We start from the raw sequence: 15,626 nt of genomic DNA on the forward strand, positions 1-15,626 counted from the left end.
CAGAGCAGTGTCCTCCCTCCTCAGACCATCCCGCCGAGCTTCAGCTCACTCTTCAGGTACGCATAGTAAATCGGCCCCGCCACCACCCCCGGCAGGCCGAACGCGGCTTCGAATACCAGCATCGCCAACAACAATTCCCACGACTTGGCACTGATCTGCCCGCCGACGATGCGCGCGTTGAGGAAGTACTCGACCTTGTGGATCACGATCAAATACCCCAGCGCCGCCACCGCGACCCAGATCGACAGCGACAGCGCGACGATGGTGATCAGGGTGTTGGACATCAGGTTGCCGATCACCGGCAGCAGGCCGAGCAGGAAGGTCAGCACGATCAGGGTCTTGGTCAGCGGCAGGTGAATCCCGCACAGCGGCAGCACCACGGCGAGGAACACGGCGGTAAACACGGTGTTGAGGGCAGCGATCTTGATTTGTGCGAAGACGATGTTGCGAAACGCCTGGACCAACAGGTGCAGACGATCGAACAGCGCGGCAGCCAGGGGTTTGCGCTTGGTCAGGTCGGGGATGCGTTGCAGCGCCATGATCGCGCCGAGCACCATGCCGATCAGCAGGGTGACGAACATGTGGGCGGCATCTTTGCCCACCAATTGCAGATCGCTGAGGTGTTTGCTGATCCAGTCGCCGATGGCCACCCGGAATTCGGCGGCGCTGGCGGGCAGGTAAGCGTCGAGGAACGGCGGCAGCTGGCCGCGCGCGCGGTCGACCACGCCCATGAATTTGTCGAGGGAGGCCCCGGGGTTTTCCGCTTCGTGGAGCAGGAAGCTGATCGCGCCGGCAAAGATCAGGGTCAACACGCTGACGATCAGGGTGCCGAGCAAGGCCACGGCCAGCCAGCGCGCACGCCGACCTTCGATCAGCCGTTGCAGTTGAGGGGTAAGCATGTTGACCAGTTCAAATACCAACAGCCCGGCCAGCAGGCTGGGCAGCAACTTCAGCGGCAGAACCAGCAGTAATCCGCCGAAAATGATGATGTAACTGGCCAGCAATAACACGTGACGCTGAGAAAACGTTGGCATACAGCCTCAAAACGAACGGCGTTAAAGGATGGGCAGTCTGCCAGCCTTGAGGCAATCAAGCGAGTGGATCGGTAGTCAATGCGATCAAGCGTGGGAGCGGGCTGGCCCTTCAGGTAGACCGGGGGGCCCCAGCCAGCCGCCCACATTTGATCTTCAGCGAGCGCGAACGCGCGATCAGCCTTTGAGACAGGTGCTCATGAACGTCTTGCGCGCATCGCCGGTCAGCGCCTTGGTTTTCGCCGAGGCATTGCAATCTTTCATCTTCTGCTGCTGCGGGGTCAGCGTCTTCGCATCATTGGCGGCGGGCGCCGACAGGCAGGTTTTCATGAACGCTTTGCGCTCGTCGCCTTTGAGCGTCTTGGTGGTGGCCTCGGCATTGCAGGTGGTCATTTTATTTTGCTGGGCGGTAGCGGCAAAGCCTTGGGAACACAGCAGCAGGCCCATCATCAACAACGGAATTCGCAGCATCTTCATGGAGTTTTCTCCCTGTTACCGCGCCGGAGGGCGCGGCCTACCGAGGAGTGTAGCCAAACCTTGTAACATCTTCACCGACTACGGATGTTCGCCCGTCAGTACTGCGCCATACTCCCGTCTCACCAACACCTTGGGTTGTTTTCAATGCAATACGCGTATCCCCTGCTGGCCATTTTCATCTGGGCCGGCAACACCGTGGTCAACAAACTGGCCGTGGGTTCGATCTTCCCCGCTGAAATCGGCTTCTACCGCTGGTTGCTCGCGGCGCTGCTGTTTACCCCGTTCATGCTCAAGCCGGTGATTGCCCAGTGGCCGATCATCCGCCCGAACCTGGGCAAGATTTTTATCCTCGGCGTGCTGGGCATGGCGGTGTATCAAAGCCTGGCCTATTACGCCGCGTCGCTGACCAGCGCCACCAACATGGGCATCATCCTGTCGCTGATGCCATTGATGGCGTTGACGGCGGCGATCATCAGCCTCGGCCAACGCCTGACCTTCGGCGCGCTGAGCGGCGCGGTGCTGTCGTTCGCTGGCGTGGCGGTGGTGGTGTCGTCCGGCAGCCTGGGCACGCTGCTGCAACACGGGGTCAACCTGGGCGACGCGATGATGCTGGTCGCCACACTGGCCTACGCGGTCTACAGCACCTTGCTGAAAAAATGGCAGCTGCGCCTGCCGCCGTTGGTGTTGCTGTATCTGCAGGTGCTGGTGGCCGTGGTGGTGCTGTTTCCGCTGTTTCTGTACTCGGCAAAAGCCGGGTTGGGCTGGGCGAATATTCCGTTGGTGCTGTACGCCTGCCTGTTGGCCTCGATGCTCGCACCATTGGCCTGGATGCACTCGGTGAAAACCCTGGGGCCGAGCCGCACCACGTTGTTTTTCAACCTGCTGCCGCTGATTACCGCGCTGATCGCGGCGCTGGTGTTGAAGGAGGCGTTGGCGCTGTATCACCTGGTGGGCGGGCTGCTGACGTTGGGCGGGGTGATTTTGTCGGAGCGCTGGACTACGCCGGTCGGGCGTAAGCTGGGCGTTGCCTGAGCTATCGCTATCGGGGGCAAGCCCCCTCCCACAGTGGACCGAGGCGCCAGGGCGAACGCGGTCCAATGTGGGAGGGGGCTTGCCCGCGATGAACGATAACGCGGTGCATCTCCTACACCCCAGCCGCCTTGAGCCTCTGCGCATGCTCGACGAACAAGCGGATCGGCTCCGCGCCTTTGCCCACCAGCCCCAGCGACTGGTTGACGATATCGAAATGGTCGAGGGCGTAGTCATCGCCGATCACCGTGCCCAGGTGTGAGCTGTAGCGCCCGACCATGCCATCGCACTGGCCTTTCTCGCGCACGAAGCTGCGGGCGAACAAGCGGCAACTGCGATTCGTGCCATCGAGCAGGTTGCGCCCGCGATCGGTCTTACCCGGCTGCAAGGTGCCGGACCACGAGTAATAGCGCACACCATTGACCTCTGCGGCGCCCTGCCCGCCCCATGTCGGCGGCAATCCCTGGGGATACTCACGATTGAACACCGCCACGCCGGCGCTGGTCAGCGACTGGTGCGAGGCGTGCAGGTCAGCCTTGAAGCGCGGGCCTCGGTAGCCGGTCTCCAGCAGGCTCATGACGGCGGCGACCAGATGAAACAGCGCGCTGACCATCCGGCCTTTGAGGCTGCCCCGGGGGTAATGGGTGTGGAAATAATCCGCCAGCTCCGAACCGTGGTTGGGGCCGGCCACCGACGTCACCGAGGCGATCCACTGCGGACATTTGGCCGCGGCATAGCGCGCAGTGAGCGAACCCTGGCTGTGGCCGATCAGGTTGACCTTGTCGGCACCGGTTTCGCGGCGAATCCGCTCGACCTGCGCGAGCAACTGCTCGCCACGCACCTCGCTGGAATCGAGCGGCGCCACCTGCACCGCAAACACCTGCGCCCCGCCGGCCCGCAACGCCGGGACGATGCCGTACCAGTAAGGAAACAATCCCAGGCGCACAAACCCCAGCATGCCCGGCACCAGCACCAAGGGGTAACGCGTGGCTAACGACTGCGACATGAAGCGAACGTCCTTGATCAAGAAAGGATGAGCGCAGGCTAACCCAATCCGGCGACGGGCTGATGACATCTGCCGGCAAATCCAATAAAACTTTTTGCCCCGCCCACGACTCACAACTTGGAGCGATCACGCCGACAGAGCGTGGCGTAAAACCGGATTAGCCCCAGGAGGTTGAGATGACTGCAGCAAACCTGACTGACGTTGCGACCCTGCGCCAACGCGCCCGCCAGAACGTCGAAAACGGCGCCGTGACCGAAGGCTACGACGCCGACCGCGAAGAGATTATTCGCCTGCTCAATGCCTCGCTGGCCACCGAACTGGTCTGCGTGCTGCGCTACAAGCGTCACTACTTCATGGCCAGCGGCGTGAAGGCGCAGATCGCCGCTGCAGAATTCCTCGAACATGCGACCCAGGAAGCCGAACACGCCGACAAACTCGCCGAACGTATCGTGCAGTTGGGCGGCGAGCCGGAATTCAACCCGGACCTGCTATCGAAGAACGCCCATGCGCAATACGTGGCCGGCAACAATTTGAAGGAAATGGTCTACGAAGACCTCGTCGCCGAGCGGATTGCGGTCGACAGCTACCGTGGAATCATCCAGTACATCGGTGACAAAGACCCGACCACCCGCCGCCTGTTCGAAGAAATCCTGGCTCAGGAAGAAGAGCATGCGGATGACATGGCGGATATTCTCGAAAGTCTGTAAATGGCTGCGCGTCTAAAAAGGGGGAAGCGGATTAGACCGCTTCCCCTTTTGACCGTCAGTTCGTCAGAAACCATGACAGGACCATTCCAGTGATGGAAAACAGTGTGAGCAGGAAGGGCATGACCATCCAGAGTTTGAGTCTTATGGGAATAGCTTTCACATCTTCAACGAGTACTAAACGTCTCCATTGAAAAGCCGCGGGCATAAGAATAACAAGGGCGACAGCGAAGAGTCTCTTCATCCTCCCCTCAAACAATCCGGCTTTGAACATGTGCTTGAACATCACTATAAATGTGCTGAACCGCAAATAGCTCTCGGCCTCTTCCAGCTTTGTATACATAGAATAAAAAGATATAGGGAAACTCAGCATCATAATAACCCCCGAGACTATCCCCATGGACTCAAGCGTCATTGCCCACTCCCTGAAACTTGGTAAAGGAGGGAGCCTATTTGCTCACCGGTGTGGCTACCTAAAGCGCCCACGGCTACGCCCTTTATGGCGATAAACACATAAGGCTCCTGCATCGCGTCCACCTCCAAGTGACTGTGACCGCCGACTATAAGAAGGCGCCGCAGGAGGTATAAGGGGAATCAGGGGCGGATTTGCTGTTTCAGAAATGAACTACGCAAGACCAAGAGCACACTTACAGCACCGACATAAAAAAGGCGCTGGACTTGCCCCTATCAAACCGGACACCAACTCCCCGTTAAATTGATGCTGCTGCCAAGCGCCTAAACTCTCTTGGTGACCGATATTTCAGCGCGCTGTGCGGATGCTGCTCGTTGTAATGCTCGAAGGCAATCGTCAGATTGCGCAGCGCCGTTTCTCGATCCGGTTTGGGCATATGCGCAACGTAATCACGCTTGATCGTCTTCACGAAGCTCTCTGCCATACCGTTGCTCTGGGGGCTTCGCACCGGTGTAGTTACCGGCTGTAAGCCGATCTGGCGAGCAAACAGACGCGTCTGCTCGGCGATATAAGCCGAGCCGTTATCGCTCAGCCACTGCACCGGTGTGCTTGGCAGTTGATCGCCAAAACGCTTCTCCACGCTTTCCAACATCAAGTCTCGGATGTCATCACCGCTGTAGCCTGTTGGGCTGGCGACCCAGCCGATGGCTTCTCGGTCACAGCAGTCCAGAGCAAAAGTTACACTCAACTTCGCACCATCGTCACAGCGGAACTCGAAGCCGTCCGAGCACCAACGAGTGTCGCTGGTTTGAACGGCGATGCGGCCTTCATGCCGGCGTTGCACGCCAGGTTGCTTGATGCGTCGTTCCAGCAACAGATTGTGGTCGCGCATGACGCGATAGACCCGCTTTACGTTGATCGGTGGCCGCGACCGGGTTTCACGTTCGCGGCGTAACAAGCCCCAAACGCGGCGGTAGCCATAGCTTGGTAGCTCGCTGACTTGCTGCTTGATCTCAGCGACCAATTCCGTATCGTTCACGAGCCGAAGTCGCCGTACTTTGGGCGATACCGATTGCTTGATTCGAACCGTTAGTTGCGAGCGCGACACACCGAGACATTTGCTGACCAGTTTCACTGGTCGTCCCCCGGCAACAAGGGTGAGTGCGCAATCCATTTTCGCGACCGCGCAATCTCCACGGCCTCTTTTAGGACTTCGGCTTCCATCGTCTTCTTGCCCAGCATCCGCTGCAATTCGCGGATCTGCTTGAGCGCATCGGTCAGTTCCGACGCCGGTACAACGGCTTCGCCAGCACTGACCGCCGACAGACTTCCGTCCTGGTACAGCTTGCGCCACAGGAACAGCTGATTGGCGTTGATGCCGTTGCGTCGGGCCACCACGGACACGCTTTGCCCCGGCTCAAGACTCTCGCGAACCATGGCCAGCTTCTGGTCGGTGCTCCAGCGGCGTCGGCGTTCCTGGCCGAGCAGCTCACCACCCTTATCGTTGCTGTTAGTCATAAACATACCCGTTTGCCTATCCCTTATCGTAAGGGGGAAACGGTGTCCTGTCTTTCATGGGGCTCGTTCAGGCGCCCCTAGGGGGCGCCCTTTCTTACGACTGCGCCGAATCAACCTTTCACGGTCTTCGGCGCCTTGCCTTCCTTCATCTGCTGCAACAACGGCGCGCACTGATTGGGCACGTCGCCGCTCGGCGCGACCAGTGCCAGCAACCCGGCAGCCGGGCCGGCGATCACGCCCAGCGCGACCATGCCGGCGCCACGCAGTGCCAGGGGGATGGCTTTCACGCCGGCATTCGGTTTGATGAACGGACCGTTCACATACAGCGGTGAGCGCAGCGAGAACAGGCGGAAGCCTTTCGACTCCGGGGTGATGGTCAGGTCGAGCTGCTCTGAAGCCATGTTCGCCGTGCCATCGATATAGACGATGGCGTTCTCGGTATCGAACACAAACAAGCGCGTGGTCGCGAGCCCGGTCTTGATGCCGAAGTCGGCCGCCGCGCAGTTGATCTTCACTTCCTTGTCGCCAAACAGGCGCCCGACGACGTAGTTGCCTACGTTGAGCCCGACGATTTCCATCAGGCCTCGGCTGATGGCGCCGTCGTTGATCAGCATCTTCAGGTCACCGTTGGCCGAGCCCAGCAACGCCGCCACCGAGTTGCCGCGCCCGGCAATATCGGCATCGCCGTTGAGTTCGCCAAAGCTGGTTTTCATCGGCTCGAAGGTCGGGAACAACTGTTTGAGCTTGAAGTTGCGCGCGGTCAATTTGGCGCGGCCTTCCATCGGCGTGATGCGCCCGTTCAGGCGGATCTGTGCATCGAGCTTGCCGCCGGCCACGCCGAACCGCAGGGGTTGCAGGCTCAGTTCGCCATCCGTCAGCACCAAGTGCGTATAGAGATCGGTGAAGGGCAAGTCGGTGCTGTGGACGATGCGTTTGCCGGTGAATTCCACGTCGGCATCCATGTCACGCCAGCGCTCGGTGCGGAACGCTTCCACCGGCAGCACTTTGGTCGCCGGTTGCTTGCTCATCCCGCCACGGGCTTTTTGCTTGGCGTTGGAGTCGGCACCGATCAAGGGCGCAAGGTCAGCCATCAGCAGTTGGTTGGACACCAGCGTGCCGCTGAGTTTGGGCCGCGGCTGGCTGGCGACGTAGGCCAGGTTGCCGTGGATGTCGCTGTCGCCGATCTTGCCGTTGAAGTTGTCGTAGCGGAACGTCGCGCCGCTGGCTTGATGCAGTTGCGCGATCAGGCGCCCATCGGTGGAATAGGCCGGCGAGTCCGGCAGGGTGACGCCGGTCAGCGGGTACAGGTTGCCCAGGCTGGCGCCGGCGAGTTTCAGGCGCAGGTCCAGGGCACCGAGGTTGAGCGGGTCGGTCAGGGTGCCGGCCACGGCGATGCGGGTGTCGGCGACGTTCACCTGGGCTTGCAGCGGAAACGGCTTGGCCGCGTCCTGCAAGGCGAGCAGGCCGCCGATCTTGCCGCTGCCGTCGAGTGTCTGCCCGTGGTAACGGCCTTTGACCTTGAGGCCGAACGCATAGTCCTGGGGGGCCGCGCCTTTTTCCAAGACCTTTTTGGCATCCGCATCGCCGACGATTTCGCCAAACGGGATGGGTTTGCCCAGCGGGTCGATGATCACGTCCAGTTGGGTTTTGAGGGTCTGGTCGTCGAGGGTCACGTGGCCCTTGTCGAAGCCGATGGCACCGATGTCTACCACCCAGGCGGAGGGTTCGGCGTTAGGGTCCTTGGGATCGAATGTGAACACCCAGTTGGCGCGCCCATCGGCCAGGCGCTGCAACTCGGCGCTCGGTTCGACGAGGTCGATACGCGGGATCACCACGCGTTGCACCAGCAAGGCCAATGGCGAGATACGCAGCTCCACACGCTTGAGCGTGACCATCTGCGGGGTTTTCGACCAGTCGGGGTTGCCCAGGCTCAGGTCTTCGGCAATGACATGGGGCCAGGGCACCCAGGCACGCCAACCGCCCTCGTCCAGTTCACGGCGCCACACCACCGCCAGGTTGCCATTGATGGCGAACGGTCGATGCAGTTCTTCGGAAACCTTGGCATTGAGCGGCGGTTTGATGCGATTCCAGTCGAAGAACAGCAAAAACAACACCACCACGGCGATTGATAGAACGATGCTGGCGCAGCACCAAGCGACGATTTTACGAGTGCGCGTCATTGCACAGAGCTCCTGAATACGACTGGCTGAGTCACAGCCCTTGAGACAGCTTATACAGCTAGGACTGGCAAACCCTCCCGGGGTTTAACCCAATCAACGTTTTGCCGGAAAAAATCCATTTTTCTGACCACTTCGACAGATTTATCCCACTCCAGCGCACCATTGTTACCCAGGCGCGTGTCGAAAATACCCAGCACGGTGCAAAACCGCGGGCTTGAGAGGCTCGACTTAGAGCCTCCCATGGGAACAATCAATTCCGTTGATTATTACCATTGGGTTTATGAACTTTTATATCGACTTATCGAGAGTAGCATTAGCCCCGTACCCACTTAATCGCCCTCCCAAGGAGCAACCGATCATGAAACGCCAAGTACTCGCTACCGTGCTGCTGTCCGTCCTGGCATCCAGTGCCTTTGCCCTGCCGGCCGCTGAACAAGCGATCCCACAAGCCAAAGCCGATGCCGTTCAATTCAGCCAAACCCTCGCCCGTAGCGGGTCGCAAGAACAAGAGAACCGTGACTACGCCAAAGGCGCCGTTGCTGAAAATGGTTCGGAACAAGCCAACAAACGCGCTTACACCGAAGGCGTGACCGAAAACGGCCACAACCGCCTGGAAGAAAAAGGCCTGGTTGAAGGTGGTGCTGAACTCGCCAACAAACGTGCCTATACAGAAGGTGTTGCTGAAGGCGGTGCCGACCGTCTGCAAGACCTGCATCAAGCTCAGAGCTAAGCCTGTGGTGGCCCGGAAAAAAGCCCGATCCCTGGATCGGGCTTTTGACTTTCTGCACAACGTGTCACGCATCCACGCCGCAATGCCCTGCCAAGTTCGACGTCTATGAAGCGGTTTTGCTAGAGTGCGTCGCTGTACTTGCCGACAAAGCCCGCCCGCCATGCTGCCCCGTGCCGAACAGAAGCAACAGACCCGCCTCGCCCTGATGGACGCTGCCCGCCATCTGATGGAGTGTGGCCGCGGGTTCGGCAGCCTGAGCCTGCGGGAAGTGGCCAAGACAGCCGGGATCGTGCCCACCGGGTTCTATCGTCACTTTGCCGACATGGACCAACTGGGCCTGGTGCTGGTCAGCGAAGTCGGCCAGACCTTCCGTGCCACGATCCGCCTGGTGCGCCACAACGAATTCATGATGGGCGGCATTATCGATGCGTCCGTGCGGATCTTCCTCGATGTGGTCGCGGCCAATCGCTCGCAATTCCTGTTCCTGGCCCGCGAACAGTACGGTGGCTGTCTGGCTGTGCGCCAAGCCATCGGCGCGCTGCGCGAAGACATCACCAGTGACCTGGCCGCCGACCTGACCCTGATGCCCAAGCTCCAGCACCTGGACGCCGACGGCCTGCACGTGATGGCCGACCTGATCGTCAAAAGTGTGTTCGCCACCCTGCCCGACATCATCGACCCGCCCGCCCACGCGCTGCCCGCCCACCTCACGCCCCAGGCGAAAATCACCCAACAGTTGCGCTTCATCTTCATTGGCCTCAAGCACTGGCAGGGCCTCGGCAGCACCGAGTAAGCCGTCAACCCGCCGTGTGGAAACGCTTGGCGCCGGTGTAGTTCTTGTTCCAGTAATTGTTGCTCAGCGAATCGATCCGCACATTCTTGCCGGCCCGCGGCGAATGAATGAATTTCCCTTCGCCGATATACAGCCCCACATGGCTGACCTGACCGCGCCCGTTGCCTTTGAAAAACACCGCGTCCCCCGGCTTGAGCTCGTTGCGCTTGACGGTCGCAGCCGTTGAACGGTGCATCGCCGCCGTCGTGCGCGGGATGTGAATGTTGGCTTCGGTCTTGAACAGGTAGACCAGGAAACTACTGCAATCAAACCCTTGCTCGGCCGAGGTGCCCCCCCATTTGTACGGGGTGCCCAGCAGGGCATGGGCGCGGTCGACCACATTCGCCACCGAAGACGTTGGAACACCTGGCAACGAAGAGCCGAATGTCGATTGGGGTTTCAGGTTGGCCGAGGCCGATGAGATGACACAGGAAAGACTGAAAAGGATTAAAAAGAAAAGTGACTTGAACATTGATGAATCGCCGTGGTGTTAAGACGGCGCAAATCCTAAAGAAACAGCGCGTAACTTTTTGAACGCGGAATCCGGATACCGCGTAGGAGAAATCTGAAAAAACACCAGTGCGAATTAGATGAGAGAAATTTCATGCAAAACCGCACACCACATCCACACACAACGCCCCCATCCAGTGCCACACCTCCAGACTCGCACCAAATTGAGGCATAAAGGCGCTGACTGACGCCCTATTCGGTGGCATCGCTGCGCTCGCCTTCAGGGAATTCCTACTCCTGCGCGGGATTGGCAAGCCCCTTGCTCTAGCTCTCTTATCGCTCATAGCTGGAAGCCTTCTGATGCTGGTGATCCACCGCCGAATCGCCCCGCAAGCCCTCTGGGCCGCCGAGTTGCTGCTGAACTTCGAAGCACGCAGCAAAAGCCGCCTGCGCTGTTTCAGTGCCGACGGCGAAGACGTCGGCCTGTTCCTGGAGCGTGGCCAGCCGCCGCTGCACGATGGCGAGTTCCTACAGGCTGAAGACGGACGTGTAGTACGCGTCTGCGCGCGCCCTGAACAACTGCTGCACGTCACCTGTCGCAATGCATTTGAACTGACCCGCGCCGCGTATCACCTGGGCAATCGCCACGTGGCCTTGCAAGTAGGCGACGGCTGGCTGCGCCTGCTGGATGATTACGTGCTCAAGGCCATGCTTGAACAGCTGGGCGCGCGGACCGAAACCCTCGAAGCGCCATTCCAGCCGGAACACGGGGCCTACGGCGGCGGCCACCACCATTCACGCCATGGCGATGAAGATTTCAACTACCCGCCGAAGCTGCATCAGTTCGGCGTGCGTTTATGAACCCAGCCTGGGCGCTGCTGCGTCTGGCCAGTCCGCAATTGCCGATTGGCGGCTACAGCTATTCCCAGGGCCTGGAAATGGCCGTGGAGAATGGCCGCGTCAAAGACGCGGCCGGCGCCCGCCGCTGGATCAGCGACCAGTTGCTGCTCAACCTCGCCCGCTTCGAAGCGCCGCTGTTGCTCGCGCATTGCCGCGCCGCCGTGGCCGGCGATTGGTCGCAGCTGACGCAACTGTGCGAGGAACACCGCGCCAGTCGCGAGACCCGCGAGCTGTATCAGGAGAGCCGGCAGATGGGGTACTCCCTACTGCAACTGCTCAACGGCCTGCCGGAACTGGACGACGCGGCCCGTGATTTTCTCGCACAACACGCCGAGCCGCATCTGGCGCTGGGCTGGGCCCTGGCCGCACGCGCCTGGGGCATCAGCCCCGACGACGCCCTCGCCGCCTGGCTGTGGAGCTGGCTGGAAAACCAGCTGGCCGTGCTGATGAAAACCCTGCCGCTCGGCCAGCAGGCCGCCCAACGCCTGACCAGTGAACTGCTGCCCCTGCTGCAACACGCCCAGCAGGACGCCAGCCACATCGACCCCAACCATTTCGGCAGCGCCGCGTTCGGCCTGTCCCTGGCGTGCATGGCCCACGAGCGCCAGTACAGCCGCCTGTTCCGTTCCTAGGAGAAGCACATGAACACACAACCTCTGCGTGTCGGCATCGGCGGCCCGGTGGGCTCCGGCAAGACCGCCCTGACCCTGGCCCTGTGCCTGGCCTTGCGTGATCGCTACAACCTGGCGGTGGTCACCAACGACATCTATACCCGCGAAGATGCCGACTTCCTGGTGCGCAACCAGGCCCTGGCGCCCGAGCGCATCATCGGTGTGGAAACCGGCGGCTGCCCGCACACGGCGATCCGTGAAGACGCCTCGATCAACCTGGAAGCGGTGGACCAACTCAACCGGCGCTTTCCCGGCCTGGACCTGATCCTGGTGGAGTCGGGCGGCGATAACCTGTCGGCGACGTTCAGCCCGGAACTGTCGGACCTGACCATCTATGTGATCGATGTGTCCGCCGGCGATAAACTGCCGCGCAAGGGCGGCCCCGGCATCTGCAAATCCGACCTGCTGGTGATCAACAAGATCGACCTGGCGCCCTTGGTCGGTGCCTCGCTGGAACTGATGAACAGCGACACCCAACGCATGCGCAACGGTAAACCCTTTGTGTTCAGCAACCAGAAAACCGGCGTCGGCCTGGATGAGATCGTCGCCTTCATCGAACGCCAGGGCCTGCTGACTGCAGCCTGATCAACCCATAAGGAACCTGTCCATGCGCCTGAAAAAACTCTTCGCCACCGCCGCCCTGCTGCTCGCACCCGCCTTGGCCTTCGCCCACCCGGGTCACGGCGACAACGGCCTGGTGGCGGGTATCAGCCATCCATTGGGCGGTCTCGACCATTTGCTGGCCATGCTGGCGGTCGGCTTGTGGGCCGCCCAGCAAAAAGGCGCGGCGCGTTGGGCGCTGCCCTGCACCTTCGTGGCCACCCTGTTGCTCGGCGGCCTGTTGGGCTTTGAAGGCCTGGCGTTGCCGGCGCTGGAAAGCGGGATTGCCGCGTCGGTGCTGGCCCTGGGCCTGGCGGTGGCGCTGGCGGTGCGCCCGCCGTTGTTCGTGGCGCTGGGGGCGACGGCGTTGTTCGCGCTGTTCCACGGCGTGGCCCATGGCTTGGAGCTGCCGGACATGTCCAGCCCTTGGGCGTATGCCGCCGGATTTGTCGGCGCCACCGCTGTGTTGCACGCTGCCGGTTATGCCGTGGTGCGCTGGCTGCCGACTGCGGCGGCGCCGTTGGTGCGGGTTGCCGGGGCGGCTTCGGCGGCGACCGGGGTTTGGTTGCTGGCTGGCTGATTTGCGGCGCGATTAAGCGCCTCATCGGGGGCAAGTCGAATCGTCGCACCGCCCCTCCCACATTCGCTTGCATTCCAAAGTTGGAACTCGGTCGAATGTGGGAGGGGGCGTGCCCCCGATAGCGGTGGCGCAGACACCACCGTTCCCAAGCCTGCTACCATGCGCGCCTACACCCCTGCCGTGACGACGCCAGCCGATGCCCATCGCTCCAAGCTCCGCCCTTCAGCCTTCCTTGAATGCCGTGCTCACGCACTTCCATGACCTGATCGTGCCGCTCTGGCAGGGCCCGGGCTGGAACGCCGAGCTGGCGCTGCCCTACGAGGCGCTGGACGCCGACCACCGGCCGCTGCCGCCGCAACGCTACCGCGCCATGGCCTGTGCCCGGCAGTTGTACCTGTTCGCCAGCCTGATCGGCGAACCCGGCGCAGCCTTTGCCGAAGAACGCGCCGCCGTGTTGTTCCGCTCGCTGCAACGGCATTTCCACGACGCCGAGCACGGCGGCTGGTTCTACAGCATCGACCCCGCCGGCCAGCCGCTGGACAAGCGCAAGGACCTCTACACCCACGCGTTCATCATCTTCGCCTGCGCCCATTACTGGGCCAAGGTGCGCGAACCGCTGGTGGAGTCGGTGTTGAATGCGGCGCTGGAAGTGGTCGCCCAACGTTTCGCCAGCGGCGATGGCCTGTACGAGGCGGTGCTGGAGCGTAATTGGTCGTCCCTCAAGTCCGGCCCATTGCAAAACCCGCTGATGCACCTGGCGGAAGGCTTCCTAGCCACCCTGGCGGTGCGTGAAGACGCCGCGGTGCAAACCGCATTGCTGGCCTTGGCGACGGCCATGCAGCAGCGTTTCATCGAGCGCCAGCACGGCGTGATGATGGAAAAACCGCTGGGCGCTGTGGATAACTGGTTTGAGCCGGGGCACCAGTTCGAGTGGTTCTTCTTGCTTGAGTCTTCCGACGTGCTGCGCGGCACGCCGCTGCATGCTTCGCTGACGCGGGCCTTTGCCTATGCCGAGCAAACGGGTGTGGATAACCGGACTGGCGCGGTCAGCGGCATGCTCGCCCTGGACGGCAGCGTGCGCGACGGCACCCAACGCATCTGGGCCCAGGCGGAATACCTGCGCGCACTGACCTTGCGGCCGGGCAGCGAAGCCGTGCTGCAGCGCCAGTTGCTCGCGTTGCAGCAGCACTTCCTGCATGCCAAGGGCTGGAATGAATGCCTGGATGCCCAGGGCAGCGTGAGCCGACGGGATATGCCGTCGACCACGCCGTATCATCTGGCGACCTGTTATCAGGGGTTGGTCAAGGTTCTCGGCTGACCTTCAGGGACTCATCGGGGGCAAGCCCCCTCCCACATTTGAATGGGTTCACACATCAAAATGTGTGAACCCAATTCAGTGTGGGAGGGGCGGTGCGACGATTCGACTTGCCCCCGATGCAGGCGACTCGGTCTAACGCCTTACTTGGCCCCACGCTCAATCGCAAACCCGGCCCAGCTCTGGCTCACCGGCATCAGCTCAAGACGGTTGATGTTGACGTGCGCCGGGGTGTTCAGCACCCAGAAGATGGTGTCGGCGATGTCCTGCGGCTGGATCGGCTCGGCGCCGGCGTAGGTGGCGTCGTAGCGCGCCTGGTCGCCGCCGAAGCGCACCAGGGAGAACTCGCTTTCACACAGCCCTGGCTCGATGTTGGTCACACGCACGCCGGTGCCTTGCAGGTCGCAGCGCAGGTTCAGCGAGAATTGCTTCACGAACGCTTTGGAGCCGCCATACACGTGGCTGCCCGGGTACGGGTAGCTGCCGGCGATGGAGCCCAGGTTGATGATCCCGGCACCGCGGCCATAGGCGATCAGGCGCGGCAACAGCAGGTGGGTGGTGGTCAGCAGGCCCTTGATGTTGGTGTCGACCATGGTTTCCCAGTCGTCGAGGTTGCACTTGGGCGCGGGATCGGTGCCCACGGCCAGGCCGGCGTTGTTGATCAGCCCGCGCAGCTTGGCGAACGCGGGCGGCAGGCCGGCAATCGCCGCTTCCATGCCTTGGCGGTCACGCACGTCCACCACCAGGCCGTGTACTTCGGTCTGCTTGGAAAGCTCTTCGACCAGCGCGTTCAGACGCTCGGCACGACGACCGGTGAGCACCAGTTTCCAGCCAGCTTCGGCAAACCGACGGGCGCAGGCTTCGCCGAAACCTGAAGTTGCGCCAGTAATAAACAGCGTGTTGGACATGGTGTTCTCCTTGCGGGCATCGGAAAAAATAAGCCAGCAGAATGCCCTTACACCGTCGTCGCGGCAACCGCTATGCACATCACGCCATGCACACCTGATCAGTTTTTAACCAAACCACGCAAAGCCTTACACACCGTGGCCTGCAGCCATATGCGCGCAGGTTATCCACAATTGCGCCCACAGTCTTTGGGGGCAAGTGCAAAAAGCCCAGAGCCGCTGTGTACAAGGCTTTCAGGCGGTTTTGCAAAGTTTTTTGCTTGACCTGGACGAGGCGGTATGTAGG

The 15,626-nt window shown here is 61.4% G+C and carries 17 protein-coding genes; 9 read left to right on the forward strand and 8 right to left on the reverse strand.

The features are described 5' to 3' along the window. Window positions 1–20: 20 nt before the first annotated feature. On the reverse strand, window positions 21–1,034 hold the full coding sequence (locus tag ACVWZP_RS17545) for an AI-2E family transporter (protein ID WP_046384871.1): 1,014 nt from the start codon (window positions 1,032–1,034) through the stop codon (window positions 21–23). 174 nt (window positions 1,035–1,208) lie between these two features. Continuing rightward, complete coding sequence (locus tag ACVWZP_RS17550) at window positions 1,209–1,508, reverse strand: PsiF family protein (RefSeq protein ID WP_017849707.1); 300 nt, start codon at window positions 1,506–1,508, stop codon at window positions 1,209–1,211. A 144-nt stretch (window positions 1,509–1,652) separates the two neighbouring features. Here ACVWZP_RS17550 and ACVWZP_RS17555 point away from each other — a divergent pair, with 144 nt between their 5' ends. Then, on the forward strand, window positions 1,653–2,540 hold the full coding sequence (locus ACVWZP_RS17555; protein WP_057006068.1) for a DMT family transporter: 888 nt from the start codon (window positions 1,653–1,655) through the stop codon (window positions 2,538–2,540). Between the two features lie 112 nt (window positions 2,541–2,652). On the opposite strand, the gene ACVWZP_RS17560 is transcribed toward ACVWZP_RS17555, so the two are convergent. Continuing rightward, window positions 2,653–3,543 (reverse strand): esterase/lipase family protein, encoded by an 891-nt coding sequence (locus ACVWZP_RS17560; RefSeq protein ID WP_046384873.1) that lies wholly within the window; start codon window positions 3,541–3,543, stop codon window positions 2,653–2,655. Between the two features lie 176 nt (window positions 3,544–3,719). Between ACVWZP_RS17560 and ACVWZP_RS17565 the strand changes: the two genes are divergently transcribed. After that, the gene (locus tag ACVWZP_RS17565; protein WP_046384874.1) at window positions 3,720–4,250 is read left to right on the forward strand and encodes a ferritin-like domain-containing protein; all 531 of its coding nucleotides are present in this window, start codon (window positions 3,720–3,722) and stop codon (window positions 4,248–4,250) included. 55 nt (window positions 4,251–4,305) lie between these two features. Here ACVWZP_RS17565 and ACVWZP_RS17570 read toward each other — a convergent pair whose 3' ends face one another. From ACVWZP_RS17570 to ACVWZP_RS17580, 3 genes are all read right to left on the reverse strand, one after another. After that, entirely contained in the window at window positions 4,306–4,662 is a 357-nt protein-coding gene (locus ACVWZP_RS17570) for a hypothetical protein (RefSeq protein ID WP_046384875.1), read from the reverse strand. A 295-nt stretch (window positions 4,663–4,957) separates the two neighbouring features. After that, window positions 4,958–6,177, reverse strand: a protein-coding gene (locus ACVWZP_RS17575; RefSeq protein ID WP_199918165.1) for an IS3 family transposase whose coding sequence is annotated in 2 segments (ribosomal slippage) — window positions 4,958–5,832 and window positions 5,832–6,177 — 1,221 coding nt in all. Because the reading frame shifts where the segments join, the coding sequence is not laid out codon by codon here. A gap of 110 nt (window positions 6,178–6,287) precedes the next feature. Continuing rightward, a complete protein-coding gene (locus ACVWZP_RS17580) occupies window positions 6,288–8,357 on the reverse strand; it encodes an AsmA family protein (RefSeq protein WP_079442733.1) in 2,070 nt (689 codons plus the stop codon). A gap of 358 nt (window positions 8,358–8,715) precedes the next feature. Between ACVWZP_RS17580 and ACVWZP_RS17585 the strand changes: the two genes are divergently transcribed. Both ACVWZP_RS17585 and ACVWZP_RS17590 read left to right on the forward strand, forming a co-directional pair. Next, entirely contained in the window at window positions 8,716–9,087 is a 372-nt protein-coding gene (locus ACVWZP_RS17585; protein ID WP_079442732.1) for a hypothetical protein, read from the forward strand. A gap of 160 nt (window positions 9,088–9,247) precedes the next feature. Further along, entirely contained in the window at window positions 9,248–9,880 is a 633-nt protein-coding gene (locus ACVWZP_RS17590) for a TetR family transcriptional regulator (protein WP_046384878.1), read from the forward strand. Between the two features lie 4 nt (window positions 9,881–9,884). Here ACVWZP_RS17590 and ACVWZP_RS17595 read toward each other — a convergent pair whose 3' ends face one another. Then, the gene (locus tag ACVWZP_RS17595; RefSeq protein ID WP_026140377.1) at window positions 9,885–10,391 is read right to left on the reverse strand and encodes a C40 family peptidase; all 507 of its coding nucleotides are present in this window, start codon (window positions 10,389–10,391) and stop codon (window positions 9,885–9,887) included. Between the two features lie 338 nt (window positions 10,392–10,729). Here ACVWZP_RS17595 and ureE point away from each other — a divergent pair, with 338 nt between their 5' ends. From ureE to ACVWZP_RS17620, 5 genes are all read left to right on the forward strand, one after another. Continuing rightward, window positions 10,730–11,230 carry an urease accessory protein UreE gene (ureE, locus tag ACVWZP_RS17600; RefSeq protein ID WP_017849717.1) on the forward strand — a complete coding sequence of 167 codons (501 nt, stop codon included), beginning with the start codon at window positions 10,730–10,732 and terminating at the stop codon, window positions 11,228–11,230. Next, a complete protein-coding gene (locus ACVWZP_RS17605; RefSeq protein WP_261754563.1) occupies window positions 11,227–11,901 on the forward strand; it encodes an urease accessory protein UreF in 675 nt (224 codons plus the stop codon). The genes ureE and ACVWZP_RS17605 overlap by 4 nt, the downstream gene beginning before the upstream one ends. Window positions 11,902–11,910: 9 nt before the next feature. Then, the gene (gene ureG / locus ACVWZP_RS17610) at window positions 11,911–12,525 is read left to right on the forward strand and encodes an urease accessory protein UreG (protein ID WP_017849719.1); all 615 of its coding nucleotides are present in this window, start codon (window positions 11,911–11,913) and stop codon (window positions 12,523–12,525) included. 22 nt (window positions 12,526–12,547) lie between these two features. Continuing rightward, window positions 12,548–13,120: a HupE/UreJ family protein gene (locus ACVWZP_RS17615; protein ID WP_046384881.1), complete on the forward strand. Its 573-nt coding sequence runs from the start codon at window positions 12,548–12,550 to the stop codon at window positions 13,118–13,120. Between the two features lie 196 nt (window positions 13,121–13,316). Next, on the forward strand, window positions 13,317–14,438 hold the full coding sequence (locus tag ACVWZP_RS17620; protein WP_026140378.1) for an AGE family epimerase/isomerase: 1,122 nt from the start codon (window positions 13,317–13,319) through the stop codon (window positions 14,436–14,438). Window positions 14,439–14,578: 140 nt separating this feature from the next. Here the strand turns inward: ACVWZP_RS17620 and ACVWZP_RS17625 are convergent, their stop codons facing one another. Next, on the reverse strand, window positions 14,579–15,343 hold the full coding sequence (locus ACVWZP_RS17625) for an SDR family oxidoreductase (protein WP_017849722.1): 765 nt from the start codon (window positions 15,341–15,343) through the stop codon (window positions 14,579–14,581). Between the last annotated feature and the right edge of the window lie 283 nt (window positions 15,344–15,626).

It is taken from the genome of Pseudomonas sp. TE36184, from assembly GCF_054060055.1.

Excerpts from the sequence above, each read along its gene's own strand:
- ACVWZP_RS17545 (WP_046384871.1), bottom strand. The coding sequence starts at position 1,034 with ATGCCAACGTTTTCTCAGCGTCACGTGTTATTGCTGGCCAGTTACATC.
- ACVWZP_RS17550 (WP_017849707.1), bottom strand. The coding sequence starts at position 1,508 with ATGAAGATGCTGCGAATTCCGTTGTTGATGATGGGCCTGCTGCTGTGT.
- ACVWZP_RS17555 (WP_057006068.1), top strand. The coding sequence starts at position 1,653 with ATGCAATACGCGTATCCCCTGCTGGCCATTTTCATCTGGGCCGGCAAC.
- ACVWZP_RS17560 (WP_046384873.1), bottom strand. The coding sequence starts at position 3,543 with ATGTCGCAGTCGTTAGCCACGCGTTACCCCTTGGTGCTGGTGCCGGGC.
- ACVWZP_RS17565 (WP_046384874.1), top strand. The coding sequence starts at position 3,720 with ATGACTGCAGCAAACCTGACTGACGTTGCGACCCTGCGCCAACGCGCC.
- ACVWZP_RS17570 (WP_046384875.1), bottom strand. The coding sequence starts at position 4,662 with ATGACGCTTGAGTCCATGGGGATAGTCTCGGGGGTTATTATGATGCTG.
- ACVWZP_RS17580 (WP_079442733.1), bottom strand. The coding sequence starts at position 8,357 with ATGACGCGCACTCGTAAAATCGTCGCTTGGTGCTGCGCCAGCATCGTT.
- ACVWZP_RS17585 (WP_079442732.1), top strand. The coding sequence starts at position 8,716 with ATGAAACGCCAAGTACTCGCTACCGTGCTGCTGTCCGTCCTGGCATCC.
- ACVWZP_RS17590 (WP_046384878.1), top strand. The coding sequence starts at position 9,248 with ATGCTGCCCCGTGCCGAACAGAAGCAACAGACCCGCCTCGCCCTGATG.
- ACVWZP_RS17595 (WP_026140377.1), bottom strand. The coding sequence starts at position 10,391 with ATGTTCAAGTCACTTTTCTTTTTAATCCTTTTCAGTCTTTCCTGTGTC.
- ureE (WP_017849717.1), top strand. The coding sequence starts at position 10,730 with ATGCTGGTGATCCACCGCCGAATCGCCCCGCAAGCCCTCTGGGCCGCC.
- ACVWZP_RS17605 (WP_261754563.1), top strand. The coding sequence starts at position 11,227 with ATGAACCCAGCCTGGGCGCTGCTGCGTCTGGCCAGTCCGCAATTGCCG.
- ureG (WP_017849719.1), top strand. The coding sequence starts at position 11,911 with ATGAACACACAACCTCTGCGTGTCGGCATCGGCGGCCCGGTGGGCTCC.
- ACVWZP_RS17615 (WP_046384881.1), top strand. The coding sequence starts at position 12,548 with ATGCGCCTGAAAAAACTCTTCGCCACCGCCGCCCTGCTGCTCGCACCC.
- ACVWZP_RS17620 (WP_026140378.1), top strand. The coding sequence starts at position 13,317 with ATGCCCATCGCTCCAAGCTCCGCCCTTCAGCCTTCCTTGAATGCCGTG.
- ACVWZP_RS17625 (WP_017849722.1), bottom strand. The coding sequence starts at position 15,343 with ATGTCCAACACGCTGTTTATTACTGGCGCAACTTCAGGTTTCGGCGAA.